We start from the raw sequence: 17,268 nt of genomic DNA on the forward strand, positions 1-17,268 counted from the left end.
GTGCTTGAGATAATGACGGCGATAGTCAAGAGAGGTGGTGAGTATGCTCCGACGGGCGCACGAGGGCGAGGAAAATCCAATAAATCCCACAACCAGATCTAACGGCCGATATTCACAACGGCGAGGGATGAAATATGTGTGGGGCATACTAGCGGTATGTGTTATCGCGCTGATGGCGGTAACCATACGTCCTGACGTGTGCGTTCTGACGGCACATATCGTCGTGCTCGCTCCCTGGGCAAACATCATCGCACTGCGTGGATGGCTTGTCATTGTTTTCGGTGTTCTTGGATTATTGTGTGCAATTTTGGCAGCTATCCGGTGGGCTGTATGCCGAAAAGGGCGGATTGCTGTGGGGCTAGCAGTCATCTTGGGAGGTTGCGCACTCGCCCACGGGGTGTTGATCGGGGCGCGCGGTATCGCCAATCCTGGCCAGCTTCCCCTAGATACCGGAATAACAGCGAGCGGTCAGGGAACTGGGGCAATAACTGTGCTGTCCTACAATACGCAAGGCGGTCGTATCGACGTCACTGCGCTGCGTGAGGTCGTCAAAGAAAATGGGGTAGATCTCCTCGTCTTGCCCGAAACCTCAACGAAACGTGGCAAAGAGATTAATGCTGCCCTGGCTGAGGCGGGAATGGAATTCCAACAATTTGATACCGCTACCGATCAATATCAGCCAGATTTTCGCTCCACGGTTGTCTTAGTTTCTGCGGCGCTCGGGCAATACACCCACGTCGATTCGGGCTTGCCACAAGAATCTGCGGTTCGCATTGTGCCAGTAAATGGTTCTGGGCCGACGATTTATGCGGTACACACCTTTGCCCCCTCGCCAGCGACAATTGATATTTGGCGCTCGCATATTCGTCAGGTCTATGCACTATGCGATCAACCTGGACCATATATCATCGCCGGAGATTTTAACTCGACGAAAGATCATGAATTGGCGGTTGGCGCGAACTGCTTTGACGCGATGGCGGAAGCCGGTTCGGCGGGTTTGGGGACATGGCCGAGCACCTTGCCTCCACTATTGGGGGCGCCGATTGATCGCGTGTTACATGACGACTCCTATCAGGGAGTGGCAGCCACCCTGATAGGAGTCGGCGAATCCGATCATCGTGGCATTATTGTTCGCTTAGAACCGCGCTCGCAGTAAGGCGCCAGGTATAGCGGTGGCGGCGCATTAGGTATAGATAGCGAGTTTATATATGCCATTCAAGACAGGTGTGGATAGGTGAACACCATATAGATCGCTGGATTCGCCCTAACTGGGCATGCGATAGGCGCGAACGCGATAACTAGGAATGTGATAGGCCGGTATGGCCATTATTGGAAAGTGCGCCAGCGCGGGTACGCACGCCTAACCGTTGAATACATAGGGATTCAGCGGAGCGCGCATTCTGTGAAACACGGCGCATATATCTTGCGTCTGTCGGTAGACTAGCCCCAGGTCTTAGCGATTCCGGCGTCTGGCGTACCTGTTGAGGTCGGCTACACGCGGCAGGTTCGGCAGGCGAGTATCGCTGAGAGAATGACTATCTGCCCGCAAAAGGAGATAACGATGGCAATGTTCAGAACCTTGGCAACATTTGGCGTGGGATACGTACTCGGTTCACGCGCAGGGCGTGAGCGCTACGAGCAGATCAAGAAAATCTCGAAGAAGGTGTGGAACTCCAAGCCGGCACAAAAGGGGCGGGATAAGGTCCGTTCCCAGGCGTCACAGACGCTGCACAACGCTCAAGACGCGGCAAAATCAAAGTTCCACGAGGCAAAGGATTCCGTCAAAGGGGCTGTGCGTGATCGCGGTACGGCAGTGCCGGATGTTGATGAGATTCGCGTCGAGGCTGTGCCAGTGGAGGCCCGCCCAGATCTGCGTTAGCTCTCGTGGGATAGCGTGCCCTAGCTATCTCGCCGTCTCGGCAAGATAGCTAGGTTTTGCTTATGCGTCACTACCTGCTTGCCCCGTCAGGATGAATCTCCTTATCAGTATGGCTGAAACGAAGAACTGCCTGGCAAGACAGTCAAGCAGGGCGCATTACATGGCAGGAATTCGGCGCTCGCACGGGTACAAGCAGGATACGTTTAGCTAGGAAGCTCAAGGAGGAGCACGATGTGTGATACGGAAGTGACAGAAGGCGTAGTAGATCGCGCTCGCGGCGCTTTGTTAGCCAGTGCCTGCGGCGATGCGCTAGGTGTTCCCTATGAATTCGACGATGCCCCGCGCGATCCTCAGATGATTGGCGGTGGTTTAGGCCCGTATGAGCCAGGCGAATGGTCAGACGATACGCAGATGATGGTCTGTATCGCACGGGTTGCTGATTCAGGACTTCGCTTGACGTCGGCGGCGGCCTGTGACGCAGTGGGGCAGAATTTTATTGACTGGATGCGCAACGGGGCGACGGATATTGGCACGCAAACGCGCGCGGTTATTTCAGCGGCGACGCGAATGACGGGAGACGTCTCGGATCGCCTCACTACGGCGGCCCGCGAATATCTTGAGCGAACGCAGCGGGCCGCTGGCAACGGTGCCTTGATGCGCACGGCACCCGTCGGGCTGTGTTTCCTGTGGGATCGCGAGCAGACCGCTCACGCTGCCCGCCTCATGGCTGAATTGACTCATGCTGATCGCCTTGTAGCCGAGTCCTGCATATTGTGGAGCGAAGCGATCCGACTCGCCATCACCGATGAGGTGTTGGATATTCAGGCGGGATTGGATCTTCTCTTGCATGAGTCGCGGTCACTGTGGCGTACAGCTATCGCCGATGCGGAACACGGCTTAGTGGATCCGCATACGAATGGATATACCGTTTCAGCTTTACAATGTGCCTGGTATGCCGTTCACTCCACTCGGGAATACCTCGGAGAGGCGGCGGTATATAGCGGAATTCGCACTGCGGTTAAGCTCGGAGGGGATACCGATACGATTGCGGCTATTGCGGGGGCGCTCTTGGGTGCTCGTTGGGGAGAAAAAGCAATCCCGGAGCAGTGGAAAGCAGACGTACACGGCTGGCCTGGGATGACGGGAGCAGATCTGGCGAATATGGCAGAGCGGATTGTGCGCAAATCTAAGCCGCGCGGATTCTAAATACCCGATGCCAGGCAGGTGGAGATAATCAGAGAAAATCTCTGCTTGCTCACGTGCTGATTCATGTTATTCCCAGGGGATTTCCAAAGGAGAGAATTTCCCAAGGGAGATGTGCGACGGGGAGCGCGCAAATGCAGCAGGATAGCAGGTGTCTGCTGGGCGGCTAGCGCTTTATTATCCACTTTCCATAAAAATACGGATGGGTCGATTGTGGCGGCGCGTATATATGATCCGAACGAGGAGAACCTCGTAAGATTGCGAGATTTCCTTGATGGGGAGCCGGTTAATTCTGCTCAATAGTGCTAACAATCGCAGGTTAGAGTGGCGAATACGAGTTATTGGTGTTTGCCGGAGAGGGTAAGAGCCGGCGAATTGGCATCAATAGAAGCCGTATCGCGGCGTAACAAATCATTGGCTTAATAGGTCATCAGTTATTACCAATCAATAGCGAGGCACGCAGTGCGCCAGCAGGATCTAGCTATCAGCAGGATCTAATCGGCGTATGAACTGCGGATATGGTCGATCTGGGTGCGCAGATCAAAACCTGTGGCGCCGCGAATAATCGGCACTCCGCCTTGCTCAATATCTCGATCTTGCCGGAAGCTGGAGGTGGCGTCCATCGTCCCATGCGAAAGGACCTGTTCGACCGGGTTGAGTGTTCGCAAGGCAATTCCGCGCACCCGATGCGGATATTCGCGAGCTAAATCGTCATAAATAAGAGGATCGTGCTGGCCGTCATCCCCGACGAGATACCACTTAATATCGGGGAACATAATCAGTAAGTTCCGTAGCTGCGTCTTTTTGTGTTCTTGACCGGAACGGAACAAGCTGGTGGGGGTCGGCCCCCAATCCGTCATCAACATTGGCCCGATAGGGAGGGCATTGCGTTGAATAAAGTGCAACATGGTTGAGTAGGTGTTCCAGGCGCCCGTTGATAGATAAAACACGGGAGCATCTGGCGTAGGAGCGAGCAAATCTCCATAAAATTCTGCCATTCCAGGTACGGGCTGGCGCGTATTGGTGTGCAACACAAAAGAATTCCAGGCCGCGAGCATGGCGCGGGGAAGCCAGGTAACGACGATCGTATCATCCACATCGGAGACAAGGCCGGTGTGAGCCTCTGGCGAGACGATCATGACGGGAGCGGTGATCGCTTCACCGGCTGCCGGAGTGATGCGCGCTTCATGCCAGCCAGGTTCTAGCCCGTGATCTTCGACGAGAATATCGACGTATCCGGAACGATCCGTACGAGTGTGTAAGCGCCGACGGCCCAACTCCACAGTGCAGGGCAGAAAGCCGACTTGGGTGGTGAAGAATTGCCGCCAGCCGCGTTGGGCTTTTGCGGCATGTTCCGCAGCAAATTGCGCTAGATCGCGCATGCCTTGTGGGGTTAGCGAGTGCATAGAGGCCGGTAGGAACGGAAGCTGGAACGGCTTGGTGTTTTCCTGCGGATCGGCCATAATCGCGCGGGCAAGGACTTTGGCAGCATGAATCGAGCCGTATCCGGCGTAGCCGGTTAGCCGAGGTAGCCAGCCGGCGCGGCGTTTGCACACGATATTGTGCCGGTTCACCGCGGCTTCGGTAGCACGAGCAATATTTGCCAAAGACATACACATCAGCGTACTGAAACTGGCGGATTTATGCAGGTTTCTTGGGTTTCCTTAGCCGGTAGCGAAGTTTTCCGCCAGCGCAATCAACGCAATTATCCTGCGTTTGTATAGGTGCGGGAGGCAGTTATTGTGATCTGACAGAATCGAGCATAACTGGCAGATCGACGCAATCTGTAGACGTCGCTGCTCGCTCGGGGATTTGCCGTCGGGGTGGGCTATCCTCAGGGCATATTAGCTATTAGATCCACCCCGCTATATAGCTAGCTGATGGCTATCGGGCTTAACCGTCAGCCCGCATTATCCGCAGATTCTCACGGCTTATGCCCGTGGGCAACGACGGTAGATTCATAGCGGTAGGCGTCCCCCCGATAACAGTGCAGGCCCCATTCGATGATTGCTCCCGCGGGATCAAATGCAGTGCGGTCAATAGTGAGGACGGGCTGGCGAGTAGAAATGGCAAGTAATTGGGCTTCGCGTCGGTCTGGCCGTTCAGCACCGACGGATTGGGTGGTAGCGGCGATTTCGATACCAGAATCGCGAATCAGTTGGTACAGCCCGCGTTCTTCCAGAAGCTCTCGGGCGGGAGCGTAAGCAAGCGGAAGCCAATTGTACAAAATAGCTACCGGAACACCATCGCGTTTACGCAGACGTTCCAGCTCAACAACCTGATCGCCAACCTGGATGTCGAGTTTTTCGGCGATTGCTTCCGTTGCCCGTTTGAAATTGTATTGGAGGACTTCCGTGGTGGGCGTGTGACCAGAGGCAACGAGATCTTCATGTAGGGATGGCAGTTTGGCGGGAAGATGCCGAGGGCGCGGGGCAACCACGGTTCCCACTCCGCGCCGGCGTAACAGCAGACCGTTTTCGACGAGAGTTTGCAGGGCGCGGCGGGCGGTTGGGCGGGAGACGTTCAGGCGCTGAGCCATGGACACTTCGTTTTCGATGCGAGTGCCAGGGGTGATAGCGCCGTCAAGGATAGCGCGTTCGATGGGGGCGGAGATTTGTACGTGCAGGGGGTCGGTGCTTGAGCGATTGACCGTAATCTCAGGTTCAAAGAGTCCCATGCTTACTCCTTATTGAATTTGCCGTGGAGGCGGTATATACCCCGCTAGGGTGGTCCATACCCTACTAGATTATTGTGTTTTGCTGTGCTTTTGCGATCTGCCGTCATTCCTTTTCTGTTGGTGCTGACGGCGGTGGTCGAGATACGGCGGGTTATCCGTCGGATATGGTGCCGGTTCGGATATCTGGTGTCGATATCCGGATTGTGGATACATACAGAAGCCTCTCCGTATGCGCGAGGTGCCTGGTAAGAAGATCGAAGATCGCGTGGCGCAGAGCGCGCTGGGGTTCCATGTCGAATCAGCCAGGGCATCCCGCGAGTGCGGGCAGACATCCCTATGTTCTGTTTCTATGTTACCTGTCACCCAGTAGAAAATGTCATTGACCCACTATTTGTCCTGACATATTATGAGCTATGTACTCACCGCACAGCTCATCAGAAGACGCTGTTGAGCGAGGAAATATCAGGAGAAACATGGGATACCGGATCGCCCTTATGGGAGCCGGAAGAATTGGCTCAATGCATGGTTTTCTTTTGCGCGCCATGCAATCTCGGGTAGAAAGCATCGTAGTCTGCGATACCAATACTGAGAAGGCCGAGCTATTAGCCGCTCAACTCGATGCTGACGTCGCCTCCAGCGAACAGGTGTATGCCTCCGGCAATCCGCTGGGCATCGATGCGCTCGTTCTTGCCACTCCTACATCCGAACATGCGGCTGGATTAATTGCTGCCGCCCAGGCCGGCTTGCCAACATTTTGCGAAAAGCCGCTTGCGATGGATATTGAATCAGCGCAAGCGGCATGCCAGGCGGTAGAGGCAGCACAGCTCCCGCACCACATTGGATTTCAGCGGCGTTTTGACGTCGGATATCGCCGTGCCCGCCAAGCAGTTCGCGACGGAGCACTCGGCGAGGTCCACCGATTCCACATGCTTACCGCGGATCAATTCCCACCCGATGACGCATTTATTCCTACCTCTGGTGGGATATTCCGCGATTGTAATATTCACGATTTCGACATCATCGCCTGGGTGACGGGACAGCCGGTAGTTGAGGTCTATGCCACCGGAGTCACCCGAGGGCGTGAGGTGTTCGCCGCCTACAATGACCCCTCAGAAGCGGCCGCGATTCTCACGCTGGCTGACGGAACGATTGGCACCGTCCATGCCTCACGATATAACGGGCAGGGCTATGACGTTCGCCTTGATCTGGCGGGAACACGCGGATCTGTCAACGTGGGATATGATGCGCGAGTCCCCCTTGTGGTCATGGATGACGGCGTGGAATTTCCGCCGCACGCCCCGTGGACGGATTTCATCGAACGATTCCAACCCTGCTACGAACGCGAGCTATCCGCCTTCTTGGACATGCTCGATACCCACGGGCCGAGTCCCTGCACTGCCCGTGACGCGCTAGCGGCCTTGTATGTTGCGGTTGCTTGTGACCTCTCCCGTCGGGAACATCGTCCCGTTCGCCTCGAAGAAATACGGTAGCTATGATTCGCGCACAACATATCACGAAAACATTTCCCGGCGTTCGCGCCCTCGATACGGTGGATTTTGCTGTATCGGGCGGGCAGATTCACGCCTTGATCGGAGAAAATGGTGCAGGTAAATCGACGCTGATGAAAATTCTTGGCGGGATTTACCAGCCAGATTCTGGCGAGGTGTACCTCGATGGTCGGCCAGTTCATTTTTCTGGGCCACTTGATGCGCTCGCCTCGGGGATCGCGGTTATTCACCAAGAACTCAACCTCATGCCAGATCTGACGGTGGCACAAAACATCTTTTTTGGGCGAGAGCTTGGCCGTGGCTATATTAACGATGCCCAAATGAGCCGACGTTCCGCTGAGATTTTGGAACGCCTCGATGTGGATATTGATCCCGATGCGTTAGTCGGCTCGCTCACCGTCGCAGCACAGCAAATGGTTGAGATTGCCAAGGCGCTGTCAATGAACGCCCGCGTGCTCATCATGGACGAGCCAACCGCCGCGATTTCCTCCCATGAAGTCGAAAAACTCTTCGCCGTGGTGCGCGATTTCATTAATCCAGATCGCGCCGTCATCTATATTTCACATCGACTAGAAGAGATCCAAGAGCTATGTACTGACATTACCGTCCTGCGCGATGGTAAGCATGTGGCAACACATCCGGCAGCCGAGCTCACCCGCGAGGATATGATCTCCTTAATGGTGGGGCGGGCTATTGATACCTCGCAGCGTCCCGAATCCACCCCAAGCGATCAACTCGGGTTAGAAGTAACCGGATTGAGTGCAGGCTTCGTTCGCGACGTCTCCGTACAGGTATATCGCGGTGAAATCTTTGGCTTGGCAGGGCTCGTCGGTGCGGGGCGCACAGAATTCGCCCGAGCAGTGGCCGGAGCTGATCCAAAAGACAGCGGCGATATTAAAGTTAACGGTCAGCCGGTTATCACTGACACCCCTACGCAGGCAGTGCAGGCCGGAATCGGCTACCTCTCCGAAGATCGTAAACAGTATGGATTACTGCTAGAGCAAGACGTGGTGGATAACGTTGCGCTGCCCTCACTTGATATGTGGTCAAATGTTGCGGGCGTGATCGACGATTCCAGCGCGGAAACAGTCGCTGATCGGTACACCGATATGTTGGCGATTCGTACCCCGTCGGTATTCCAAAAGACGCGGCTCCTTTCCGGTGGAAATCAGCAGAAAGTCGTCCTCGCTAAATGGATGGCGCGCGACTGCGAAGTACTACTGTTTGATGAACCGACCCGCGGCGTCGATATTGGCGCAAAAGATGAAATCTACCGGCTGATGGAGGATCTGGCGGCCCGCGGCAAAACACTGGTGGTCATTTCCTCAGAAATCGCAGAACTACAGCGCGTCTGCCATCGCATCGGCGTGATGTGCCACGGGCACTTAACTGGAATCCTGCGCAATGAGGAAGCTACCCAAGAAAAAATCATGAATCTTGCGACCCGCTTTGACGTGGTGAGCAACGAGGAAGAATCTGGCACGAGAAAGAACAAGAGCAATGCCTAAATCTGTATCCCTTGACCCGCGCACCTGGTATCGCAAGCATCCGGCCCAGGTACTCATCGTCATCTCAGAGATCATCCTGATTGCAGTGTTCGCGGTAGCTAGCCCGTACTTCCTCGATCTGGGGAATATCTCGGCCTTGCTGTTGGACGCCTCCGTCTATATTCTGCTGGCGCTCGGGTTGACCTTTGTTATCGCAACCGGCGGGATTGATTTAACGCCCGGTTTTGGTATGGCCTTTACTGGGGTGATGACGGCATTAGTCATGACGAAACTCCACAGCGCTATGTGGCTGGCGATTCTGGCGGGCGTATTAGTGGGCGTGATCTCTGGGGCGCTACTGGGTACGGTTAACGGTTTCTTAGTGGCACGGCTAAAAATGCAGCCGATGGTTGCCACCTTGGCAATGATGTTGGTGGCATGGGGAGCGGCCCTGTCGATCACCGGCACCTCCTCGATCCCACTCAACGATTACACCCCGTTCCTCGCCCTAGGAAACGGTAAGACCTTCGGTTTAACGAATGCGATTTATTTGTGCATCATCGCGGCAGTGGCAGCGCACTTCCTCCTGAAGCACACCCTGATTGGTCGCTATGCGCTCGCGATGGGATCAAACGAAGAAGCCACGCGGCTTTCCGGCGTGAACGTCACGGCCTGGAAGTGGAAGGTGTATGCGCTCGCGGGGACGTTCACCGGATTAGCGGGCGTGCTCATGGCTTCGCGTCTAGCCTCTGGGAAGCCTGACGTCGGCCAATCATACGAAATGTATGCCATTGCCGCCGCCGTGCTTGGTGGAGCTTCGCTCACTGGTGGTCGGGCCAGCGTATTTGGCTCTGTAGTTGGCGCAATTTTAATCGCCACTATCCGCAACGGCGCAGTACACCTGGGAGTATCCGATCAAAACCAAAAGATCTTGCTGGGCATTGTTGTGCTATTGGCGGTGTATTTGGATGTGCGTCGCCGCCCCAAGCGAGTGACGAAATGACGAGCCGATCCAGCCGGAAAGAAAAGAGAACGACCATGCGAAATAGTGACACGATGATGCGTGCGCGCAGGTCGCGGCTACGTTTCATCGCCCTGATTGGGATGGTGGCGAGCGTGCTGGCCGGATGTGCCGGACTTGGCGAGCGGGTATCCCATTCGGACGGTCGCATTGATATTGCAGTGGTGGCCAAAGGGTATGCCAGCCCGTTTTGGGCGACGGTGAAAGCTGGAGCGATGGCTGCCGGAAATGATTTCGGGGTAGACGTTTCCTTTCATGGGCCGGATAGTGAATCCGATGTCGTGCGCCAGGTCGATCAGATTAATTTAGCGCATGTTCAGCACCCTGACGCTTTGGTGTTTGCTGCATTGGATTCTTCCGCTTCAGTTATTGCCTTACAGCAGTTCGTCGATTCTGGAATTCCGGTTATTGCGTTTGATTCCGGCGTTCCTGGTTCGGATATTCCGGTGACGACGGTGGCAACAAATAATAAGGCTGCTGCAGCTGAAGCCGCTAAGCACATGATTGAGTTGACGGGCGGTAGCGGTGAAGTGGCGGTGTTGTGCCACTCTTCAACGTCGGTGACGGGTATTGATCGCCGTGATGGTTTCGTCAATTATTTAGCGGAACATGCTCCGGATCTTAAAGTTGTCGATATTCAGTACAACGATTCTGACCAGGCGAAAGCCGAACAGCAGGCCTCGGCGATTATCCAGGCGCATCCGAAATTAGCGGGTATTTTTGCCACTGATGACGACGGTGCCGTGGCGGCAGCGCAGACGGCAAAACGTTCGGGGTCGAGCGCAAAAATCATCGGTTTTGATTCAGGTGCTGTGCAAATTGGGCTGATTCGCAGCGGAGTTATGGCCGGTTCTGTGACGCAAAATCCGTATCAGATGGGGTATCGGGCAGTGGAAACAGCGCTCGATGTTATTGCCGGAAAAAAGGTTGAGCCGGTGATAGATTCGGGTTTCTATTGGTATGACGCGAAGAATCTCGATGATCCGGACGTGAAGTTAGCCCTGTACGAGTAGGGATAATGGCGATACTCAGATAATGGCGAGATAGCAGAATCCGCGGTCGGGCATATCCTGAGCTGCTGGGAAAGATACGCATCTTGTGCTGCCTTGGCGGAAGGGAAATCACCTGGCGCTACATTAGTGGAAGCTAAATTGCGCAGATGGGATTGCGGAGCAAAATTAGCCGGATGTACCGGAGCGAAACTGGGGCTGTCTGTATGTGCTTTGATGGTTATCGTCAGGCATAAAAGGATCCTCGTGCGCTTATGGTTTGAAACCTCTTCGGATGAGCGACGGGCGTCCGTACAGGCATTCTGGGTTAACAGCCAAAATGCTGCATAATATGACGCGGCTATGCGAACTAATAGTTTTATAGGGTTATGCGCAGGGCGGCAGATCTGTGCGGAGTATCGCCACCAGCTGTTCAGATTCTGCTGGGGAGAGTATCTGCTCGTGGGTTAGCCAGTGGATAAGCTCGCGGCGGTGAGGAGCTGAAGCGGAACCGCCAAGGTGTTGCACTATCCAGGCGGCAACCACCATGCCAAGGCGAATACTGCGTTCGAGCGTAGCTCCAGCGAGCAATCCGAAACTCAACCCCGCAGTGAAAGAATCTCCAGCTCCGGTCGTATCCACGGCAGAAACGGCGATAGCAGGATGATGATGAACGACGGGAGAGCCTGCAACATCTTCGGTAGCGGCTGACCACCACACTCCGGCTGCCCCGCCGGTGACAATGGCATGGGGGACGTACGCACGCAGGGCGAGTACGGCGGCGTGCGGGTCTGCGGTGCGGGTGTAGCGCATGGCTTCTTCGTCATTAGGAACGAAATAATCGGCGTATTGTAGGGATAGGAGATCCTCGTGAGCCCAGCATCCGCTGTCATCCCAAGCGGAATCGGCGATGACGATGCTTCCGCGGGCACGCCAATGAGAAATCTGTTGCGCCGCTGTAGCCAAAAAATCTAAAGAACAGGCGAGCACGCCAGGAGCAGGCATATCGCGGGAGGGCAGTGGCACATGCGGCGAACCGGCAGTAGTGAAAGAACGATCGCCGTCATGGACTAATGCGACGGTGATATTTTGCTTTGCGCTATCGTGTGCTGCCCGCAGATCAAGACCTTCACCAGCAAGTAATTCACGCACCCACGATCCGGCGGGATCAGTGCCTAACTCGCATAACAACGCCGTGTGTAATCCGAGACGCTGGCAGCAGATTGCCTGATTGGCAGCCCCTCCGGCCATCACGTCTGCGCCTGAAACCCATTGTTCTTCGCCAGCGCGCGGCTCATGAGCCAAACCATGCATAATCACATCGAGAAAGACCGGCCCGGCGACGCAGACGTCAATCTCCCTACCGTCACCATGAATCCCCAGCGGCGCCACATCAGAATATGGGAGCGGAGCGGAAGAACGCGGGTGCGGAGCTATCGGAGAAATATCAGTGTTATCAGGGGTGTCGAAAGAGGTGGGCTGAGGATTGGCTACAGGAGGGTCATGGGGAGTCATATAGTGAGCCTACGATTCCTTGCCAAGATGGGCAAGGAATCGGTATGCACGGGGTAGGCTTAACGGCAACGGGGCGACGCGAAGGCATCGCAAAACAGTAAAACAGCAAGAAAGCATGCGAAAAAGAGACAGCCGAAATAAATCGTAGAAAGCCGAGGTGCCCTTATGAAGCTCGTTATCGTTGGTGGCGGAGGATTTCGCGTTCCGCAGGTGATGTCGGTTGTGCAGCCAAATGACGGGCTGATTGACGAGGTATGCCTATACGACGTAGATGTTGCGCGGCTTGATGCCATGCACGCGGTGCTTCAGGATCTGGGGTATGCCGATCGGGTGCGTATGAGTGCCACGACGGATCTCTCCCGCGCGCTATCTGGAGCCGATTTCGTCTTTTCCGCAATGCGCGTAGGGGGTACGTGCGGGCGGGTATGCGATGAACGGGAAGCACTTTCGCGGGGAGTGCTGGGGCAAGAGACGGTCGGGGTGGCAGGATACGCTTACGCCTTCCGTACCATTCCGAGGGCAATGCACCTGGCGGAGCGGGTTGCTGAGCTTGCCCCGCAGGCATGGATCATTAATTTTACGAACCCCGCCGGGATTATTACGCAGGCAATGCGTCGAGTACATCCACGGGTGGTGGGGATCTGTGATACGCCGATCGGCCTAGTTCGTCGGGTGGGGTATCTCTTAGGCGGGCCTGACGTCATGAACGCAGTCTCACAGGTCGATGCCCGAATTTCCTATGATTATGCCGGTCTGAATCATCTGGGGTGGTTGCGCAATTTTGTGGTGGATGGGGTGGACCGTTTACCAGAGATTTTAGGGCACACACAGATGCTGGAACGATTAGAAGAAGGACGCACGATCGGGGCAGAGTGGATTCAGGCGGTAGGCGCGATCCCCAATGAATATCTCTTTTTCTACTATCACAATCGCGAAATCACGCAAAAACTTGCCCGTGAGCGCACCCGAGGCGAGTTTCTGCATGAACAACAAGGCGCGTTCTACCAGGCGGTGGCGCAAGCGAAAGATGGGAGCGGTGCAGGGGCGTTGTGGCGGGCGGCCCATGAGGAACGAGAAGCGACCTACATGGCAGAATCCCGTGCGGCGGATGAACAGCGCACTGAAGAAGACCGCTTGGCAGGTGGCTACGAACAGGTGGCATACGATCTCATGCGGGCTTTGGCAACGGGAGTGCCAGCACGGATGATTCTGGGTGTGCCAAATACCGTGGGAGAGCTAACGTACCCACAGCCCGCCGATCAGGGCGCTGAGGTACTCGCGTCGGGTATTAATAGCCAAAAGAACGTTTCCGCATCAACTGTGCAGAATTCAAAGATGCTACCCGATAGATCGGTCGTTTGCCCGAGGGAGGCAGTGGTAGCGGGTGACGAAGTAGCAGAACACAGCGCATTACAGACGCAGGGCCGAGCATCGGCTACTTACCCGGAACTACTGATCCCGCAGCTCTCAGCGGATGCGGTTGTTGAAGTTCCGTGCGTGGTCGATGCGGCGGGTGTACATCCGCAACGCCCACGCCCGCTTCACGGGCCAGAGCTAGGGCTTATCCAACAGGTCAAGGCCTGTGAAGAACTGGTAATTGAGGCGGTAGATCGGCGAAGTAAGGCTTTGGCGTGGCGGGCGCTCGCGGCGCATCCCACAGTGGATTCCGTTGAGGTGGCTCACGAGATTTTGGCTGGTTATCTGCAAGTAAATCCAGATATTGCTGAGGTTTTTGACTGAGGGATCTGTTGTCGTTGTTGTTATTGTTGAGCTGTAGTTGATTGATTACTAAATACCTTACGGCAGGTGTTGATACGGGAGAGGTGTGCGTATGACGAAGGAAGAGAAGGCCGTGCGCTATCGGATTGAGCCACTGGACGTCACTGATACCGAGCGTGCCCTGGCGTGCCGGGAGATTGATATAGCATGCCAGCAAGAAGTTCAACCAGATTATGTTGCTGGAAGTCCAGACAGCTTCTTACGTCATCTGCGCGATAACTCAGGTAATTGGGTCCCCCATTACGTAGTGGCAGTAACTGATGACGAACAGCGCAAGGTTCTCGGTTGGGGCATGTTGTCTTACTGTGTGCCGCACCCGCAAGATCCGATGTACGTCACCATCAGCGTGGCGAAAGATGTGCGTGGTCAGGGGATTGGTAGCGCGCTAGAGGCGGCGGTTCGATCTTGTTGCCCGGCAGATTGGCCAGCTCAACAGTATTTTATGGAGAGCTATATGCCGGCCGATGTAGATGTGACCACTCATCCGATCACTCGTTGGGCACAGAAAGCTGGGTGGAAACTGACGGAGATAGATCAAACGCTTCGTTTAGCGTGGCCGCCTGCACTGGCCGATGTGGACGCGGTCATGCCAGCAGTTCCTGATGGATATGAACTTCGTACCTACGAAAACGGTGTGCCCTTGGAATTACAAGAATCTCTCGGGGTGTTGCGTGGGCAAATGGACGCGGAAGCGCCCAGCGGCGAGATTGAATTTAGTGCCGAGCCGTGGAGTAGCGAATATTATGCAGAATTTGTGTCAGACATAGTAGGGTGTGGTGCAACCTTGCTGGAGACGGTTGCTGTTCACGAGGGACGCGTCGTGGGATTTACCGGAGTCGAAGTGCCGGCAGATTCTCGTCGGGTTATGCGGGTGCGAGGAACTGGAGTTTTACGATCTCATCGCGGAAAGCGCCTCGGTTTGGCGGTCAAGGCCCAATTGGTGCGGGAGCTGCTATTGCGTGGGGTGAAGAATCCGGCGATAGAAACGGAAACAGCGGTAAATAATCCGTGGATGCTTGCGATTAATAATGCTTTGGGTTTTACTCCGGTATGCCAGTTAGTTGAGTATGTGCGGGGCCGTTGATTTTACGACGACGAAGTGACCGTGTTAGGGCGGTTGGGGAAAGCCTGGTGAGCTGTGGTGCGTTTTGTGGGCGGCGCAGACAGATACGGAAACCGAGGATGACGCGAGAGGCGAGACTATAAAGATAGAGAAGAAAGACAAATGCGGATAGATAAGGTGACGGCTGTGAGAGGGAAAATTTCTCCCCTCTCACAGCCGTCACTGACAGAGCTCTTGGCAGGAGTTCGTGTATTTAGGCGGGTAGCCGGTCAGATGGCTAGGCGCCCAATGCTGCCGAGACGACCTCACGTGCTTCGGCTTGAACTTGAGCCAGATGTTCTTCGCCCTTAAAGGACTCTGCGTAGATCTTGTAGACCGCTTCTGTGCCGGATGGGCGAGCGGCAAACCAGGCATTTTCCGTCGTTACTTTTAAGCCCCCAATGGCCGCGCCATTACCCGGAGCAGCGACGAGACGCGCGGTGATTGCTTCACCGGCAAGCTCGGTTGCGGCAACGTCACTCGGGGATAGCGCCTTCAGCTTTGCCTTTTGCTCATTATTTGCCGGTGCGTCGATACGCGCATAGGCAGATTCGCCGTAGGTTTGCGTCAGTTGCCGATGTAAAACCGAGGGGGACATCCCCGTCACCGCCAAAATCTCAGAAGCTAGCAGATCCATGACGATGCCGTCTTTATCTGTCGTCCACACAGTGCCGTCTTTACGCAAGAAAGACGCACCGGCGGATTCTTCGCCGCCGAATCCAATCTCCCCAGAGATCAGCCCAGGAACAAACCATTTGAATCCGACGGGAACTTCCACGAGTTTCTTACCCATACCGTTCACGACTCGGTCAATCAGGGAAGAAGAGACAAGGGTTTTTCCGACGCCGACCGTCGGCAACCACTGGGGGCGATGAGAGAACAGATAGTTAATTGCTACTGCGAGATAGTGGTTAGGGTTCATTAATCCGGCGTCTGGGGTCACGATGCCATGCCGGTCAGAATCCGCGTCATTACCTGTGGCAATATCAAAAGACGTGCCAGATCCGGGCTTCATCCGCTCCAGTAAAGATGCCATCGCATACGGAGAAGAACAATCCATTCGGATCTTTCCATCCCAATCGAGCGTCATAAAACGCCAGGTTGGATCGACGTCCGGATTGACAACAGTCAGATCTAATCCGTAGCGTTCCCCGATTGCGCCCCAATATTCCACACATGCACCACCCATTGGGTCGGCCCCAATGCGCACTCCGGCGGTGCGGATTGCGTCGAAATCAATCATGGTGGCGAGATCGTCAACGTAGGCGCTGAGGTAATCGTGCCCGCGAGTCGTTTGCGCGTTGCGGGCCTGCTCGTAAGGAATCCGTTTAACGGATTTCCACCCCTGACGGAGAATCTCGTTTGCTCGGGCAGCAATGACAGAGGTTGCGTCAGTATCTGCTGGACCGCCGTGCGGGGGGTTGTACTTGAATCCGCCATCTCGCGGTGGGTTATGCGATGGCGTGATGACGATACCATCTGCCAAACCTGGGCCGTGGGTGCGAACTCCGGCAGCGGTATTTGCGCCATTTGCTGTCAAAATTGCTAAGGAAACGGCCGGAGTGGGCGTCCAGGAGTTGCGTGCGTCGATTCGGACCTCAACCCCGTGAGCGGCAAGCACTTCAAGAGCTGTGCGTTCAGCCGGTTCCGATAGGGCGTGGGTATCTCGCCCGATATACAGTGGGCCATCAATGCCTTGCGAGGCGCGATATTCCACAATTGCCTGCGTCGTTGCGGCAATGTGTGCCTCGTTAAATGCGCCATCTAGAGACGAGCCGCGGTGACCCGATGTACCGAAAACAACTGCCTGATCGGGATTACTAGGATCAGGTTCAATATCGTAGTAGGCGCTGATGAGCGCATCGACATCAATAAGATCTTCTTCTTGGGCAAGGCTGCCAGCACGTTCGTTCATAGAATCATGTTCTCATTTTTCCCCGCGACGCTCCATGTCTTTACACAAGGTCGGGCAGATAGTTACAGGTTGCGTAATGAAAAAGCAGTGAAAGCTGGTGAAAGCAGACGAAAGGGCAGGTGGTCTTTGGCAGAGGAGCCGGAGAGAACACGGGTTAATAGGTGAAGGCGGCGTGAAAACCGAACTTTTGGCA

At 55.3% G+C, this 17,268-nt stretch carries 13 protein-coding genes; 9 read left to right on the forward strand and 4 right to left on the reverse strand.

Annotated elements, in window-relative coordinates:
* Positions 1–43: 43 nt before the first annotated feature.
* From ACLHIJ_RS06550 to ACLHIJ_RS06560, 3 genes are all read left to right on the forward strand, one after another.
* Complete coding sequence (locus tag ACLHIJ_RS06550) at positions 44–1,156, forward strand: endonuclease/exonuclease/phosphatase family protein (RefSeq protein ID WP_411298753.1); 1,113 nt, start codon at positions 44–46, stop codon at positions 1,154–1,156.
* A gap of 405 nt (positions 1,157–1,561) precedes the next feature.
* The gene (locus tag ACLHIJ_RS06555) at positions 1,562–1,879 is read left to right on the forward strand and encodes a hypothetical protein (RefSeq protein WP_411296913.1); all 318 of its coding nucleotides are present in this window, start codon (positions 1,562–1,564) and stop codon (positions 1,877–1,879) included.
* A 231-nt stretch (positions 1,880–2,110) separates the two neighbouring features.
* Positions 2,111–3,085, forward strand: a complete 975-nt coding sequence (locus tag ACLHIJ_RS06560; protein WP_411296912.1) for an ADP-ribosylglycohydrolase family protein — start codon at positions 2,111–2,113, stop codon at positions 3,083–3,085.
* Between the two features lie 491 nt (positions 3,086–3,576).
* Here the strand turns inward: ACLHIJ_RS06560 and ACLHIJ_RS06565 are convergent, their stop codons facing one another.
* On the reverse strand, positions 3,577–4,695 hold the full coding sequence (locus ACLHIJ_RS06565; protein WP_411296911.1) for an App1 family protein: 1,119 nt from the start codon (positions 4,693–4,695) through the stop codon (positions 3,577–3,579).
* A gap of 311 nt (positions 4,696–5,006) precedes the next feature.
* On the reverse strand, positions 5,007–5,759 hold the full coding sequence (locus tag ACLHIJ_RS06570; RefSeq protein WP_411296910.1) for a GntR family transcriptional regulator: 753 nt from the start codon (positions 5,757–5,759) through the stop codon (positions 5,007–5,009).
* Positions 5,760–6,232: 473 nt separating this feature from the next.
* Here ACLHIJ_RS06570 and ACLHIJ_RS06575 point away from each other — a divergent pair, with 473 nt between their 5' ends.
* The 4 genes from ACLHIJ_RS06575 to ACLHIJ_RS06590 are packed head-to-tail and all read left to right on the forward strand — an operon-like array spanning position 6,233 to position 10,788.
* Complete coding sequence (locus ACLHIJ_RS06575; protein WP_411298755.1) at positions 6,233–7,249, forward strand: Gfo/Idh/MocA family oxidoreductase; 1,017 nt, start codon at positions 6,233–6,235, stop codon at positions 7,247–7,249.
* Between the two features lie 2 nt (positions 7,250–7,251).
* Positions 7,252–8,775, forward strand: coding sequence for a sugar ABC transporter ATP-binding protein (locus ACLHIJ_RS06580; protein ID WP_411298757.1), 1,524 nt, complete (start codon positions 7,252–7,254; stop codon positions 8,773–8,775).
* A complete protein-coding gene (locus ACLHIJ_RS06585) occupies positions 8,768–9,757 on the forward strand; it encodes an ABC transporter permease (RefSeq protein WP_411296907.1) in 990 nt (329 codons plus the stop codon). The genes ACLHIJ_RS06580 and ACLHIJ_RS06585 overlap by 8 nt, the downstream gene beginning before the upstream one ends.
* Before the next feature lie 35 nt (positions 9,758–9,792).
* Entirely contained in the window at positions 9,793–10,788 is a 996-nt protein-coding gene (locus ACLHIJ_RS06590; protein ID WP_411296906.1) for an ABC transporter substrate-binding protein, read from the forward strand.
* 363 nt (positions 10,789–11,151) lie between these two features.
* On the opposite strand, the gene ACLHIJ_RS06595 is transcribed toward ACLHIJ_RS06590, so the two are convergent.
* On the reverse strand, positions 11,152–12,279 hold the full coding sequence (locus ACLHIJ_RS06595) for a carbohydrate kinase family protein (RefSeq protein ID WP_411298758.1): 1,128 nt from the start codon (positions 12,277–12,279) through the stop codon (positions 11,152–11,154).
* A 165-nt stretch (positions 12,280–12,444) separates the two neighbouring features.
* On the opposite strand from ACLHIJ_RS06595, the gene ACLHIJ_RS06600 reads away from it, so the two are divergent.
* Positions 12,445–14,019, forward strand: a complete 1,575-nt coding sequence (locus ACLHIJ_RS06600; protein WP_411298759.1) for a 6-phospho-beta-glucosidase — start codon at positions 12,445–12,447, stop codon at positions 14,017–14,019.
* 91 nt (positions 14,020–14,110) lie between these two features.
* On the forward strand, positions 14,111–15,142 hold the full coding sequence (locus tag ACLHIJ_RS06605; protein WP_411298760.1) for a GNAT family N-acetyltransferase: 1,032 nt from the start codon (positions 14,111–14,113) through the stop codon (positions 15,140–15,142).
* A gap of 256 nt (positions 15,143–15,398) precedes the next feature.
* On the opposite strand, the gene pgm is transcribed toward ACLHIJ_RS06605, so the two are convergent.
* On the reverse strand, positions 15,399–17,075 hold the full coding sequence (pgm, locus tag ACLHIJ_RS06610) for a phosphoglucomutase (alpha-D-glucose-1,6-bisphosphate-dependent) (RefSeq protein ID WP_411298761.1): 1,677 nt from the start codon (positions 17,073–17,075) through the stop codon (positions 15,399–15,401).
* Positions 17,076–17,268 lie beyond the last annotated feature (193 nt).

Origin of the sequence: Trueperella sp. LYQ141, from assembly GCF_046599555.1 — a bacterium.
Classification (GTDB): domain Bacteria; phylum Actinomycetota; class Actinomycetes; order Actinomycetales; family Actinomycetaceae; genus Trueperella.

Bases quoted from the DNA above. Each gene is read 5' to 3' on its own strand.
- ACLHIJ_RS06585 (WP_411296907.1), top strand. From the start codon at position 8,768: ATGCCTAAATCTGTATCCCTTGACCCGCGCACCTGGTATCGCAAGCAT.
- ACLHIJ_RS06550 (WP_411298753.1), top strand. From the start codon at position 44: ATGCTCCGACGGGCGCACGAGGGCGAGGAAAATCCAATAAATCCCACA.
- ACLHIJ_RS06575 (WP_411298755.1), top strand. From the start codon at position 6,233: ATGGGATACCGGATCGCCCTTATGGGAGCCGGAAGAATTGGCTCAATG.
- ACLHIJ_RS06595 (WP_411298758.1), bottom strand. From the start codon at position 12,279: ATGACTCCCCATGACCCTCCTGTAGCCAATCCTCAGCCCACCTCTTTC.
- ACLHIJ_RS06600 (WP_411298759.1), top strand. From the start codon at position 12,445: ATGAAGCTCGTTATCGTTGGTGGCGGAGGATTTCGCGTTCCGCAGGTG.
- ACLHIJ_RS06580 (WP_411298757.1), top strand. From the start codon at position 7,252: ATGATTCGCGCACAACATATCACGAAAACATTTCCCGGCGTTCGCGCC.
- pgm (WP_411298761.1), bottom strand. From the start codon at position 17,075: ATGAACGAACGTGCTGGCAGCCTTGCCCAAGAAGAAGATCTTATTGAT.
- ACLHIJ_RS06560 (WP_411296912.1), top strand. From the start codon at position 2,111: ATGTGTGATACGGAAGTGACAGAAGGCGTAGTAGATCGCGCTCGCGGC.
- ACLHIJ_RS06605 (WP_411298760.1), top strand. From the start codon at position 14,111: ATGACGAAGGAAGAGAAGGCCGTGCGCTATCGGATTGAGCCACTGGAC.
- ACLHIJ_RS06570 (WP_411296910.1), bottom strand. From the start codon at position 5,759: ATGGGACTCTTTGAACCTGAGATTACGGTCAATCGCTCAAGCACCGAC.
- ACLHIJ_RS06590 (WP_411296906.1), top strand. From the start codon at position 9,793: ATGCGAAATAGTGACACGATGATGCGTGCGCGCAGGTCGCGGCTACGT.
- ACLHIJ_RS06565 (WP_411296911.1), bottom strand. From the start codon at position 4,695: ATGTCTTTGGCAAATATTGCTCGTGCTACCGAAGCCGCGGTGAACCGG.
- ACLHIJ_RS06555 (WP_411296913.1), top strand. From the start codon at position 1,562: ATGGCAATGTTCAGAACCTTGGCAACATTTGGCGTGGGATACGTACTC.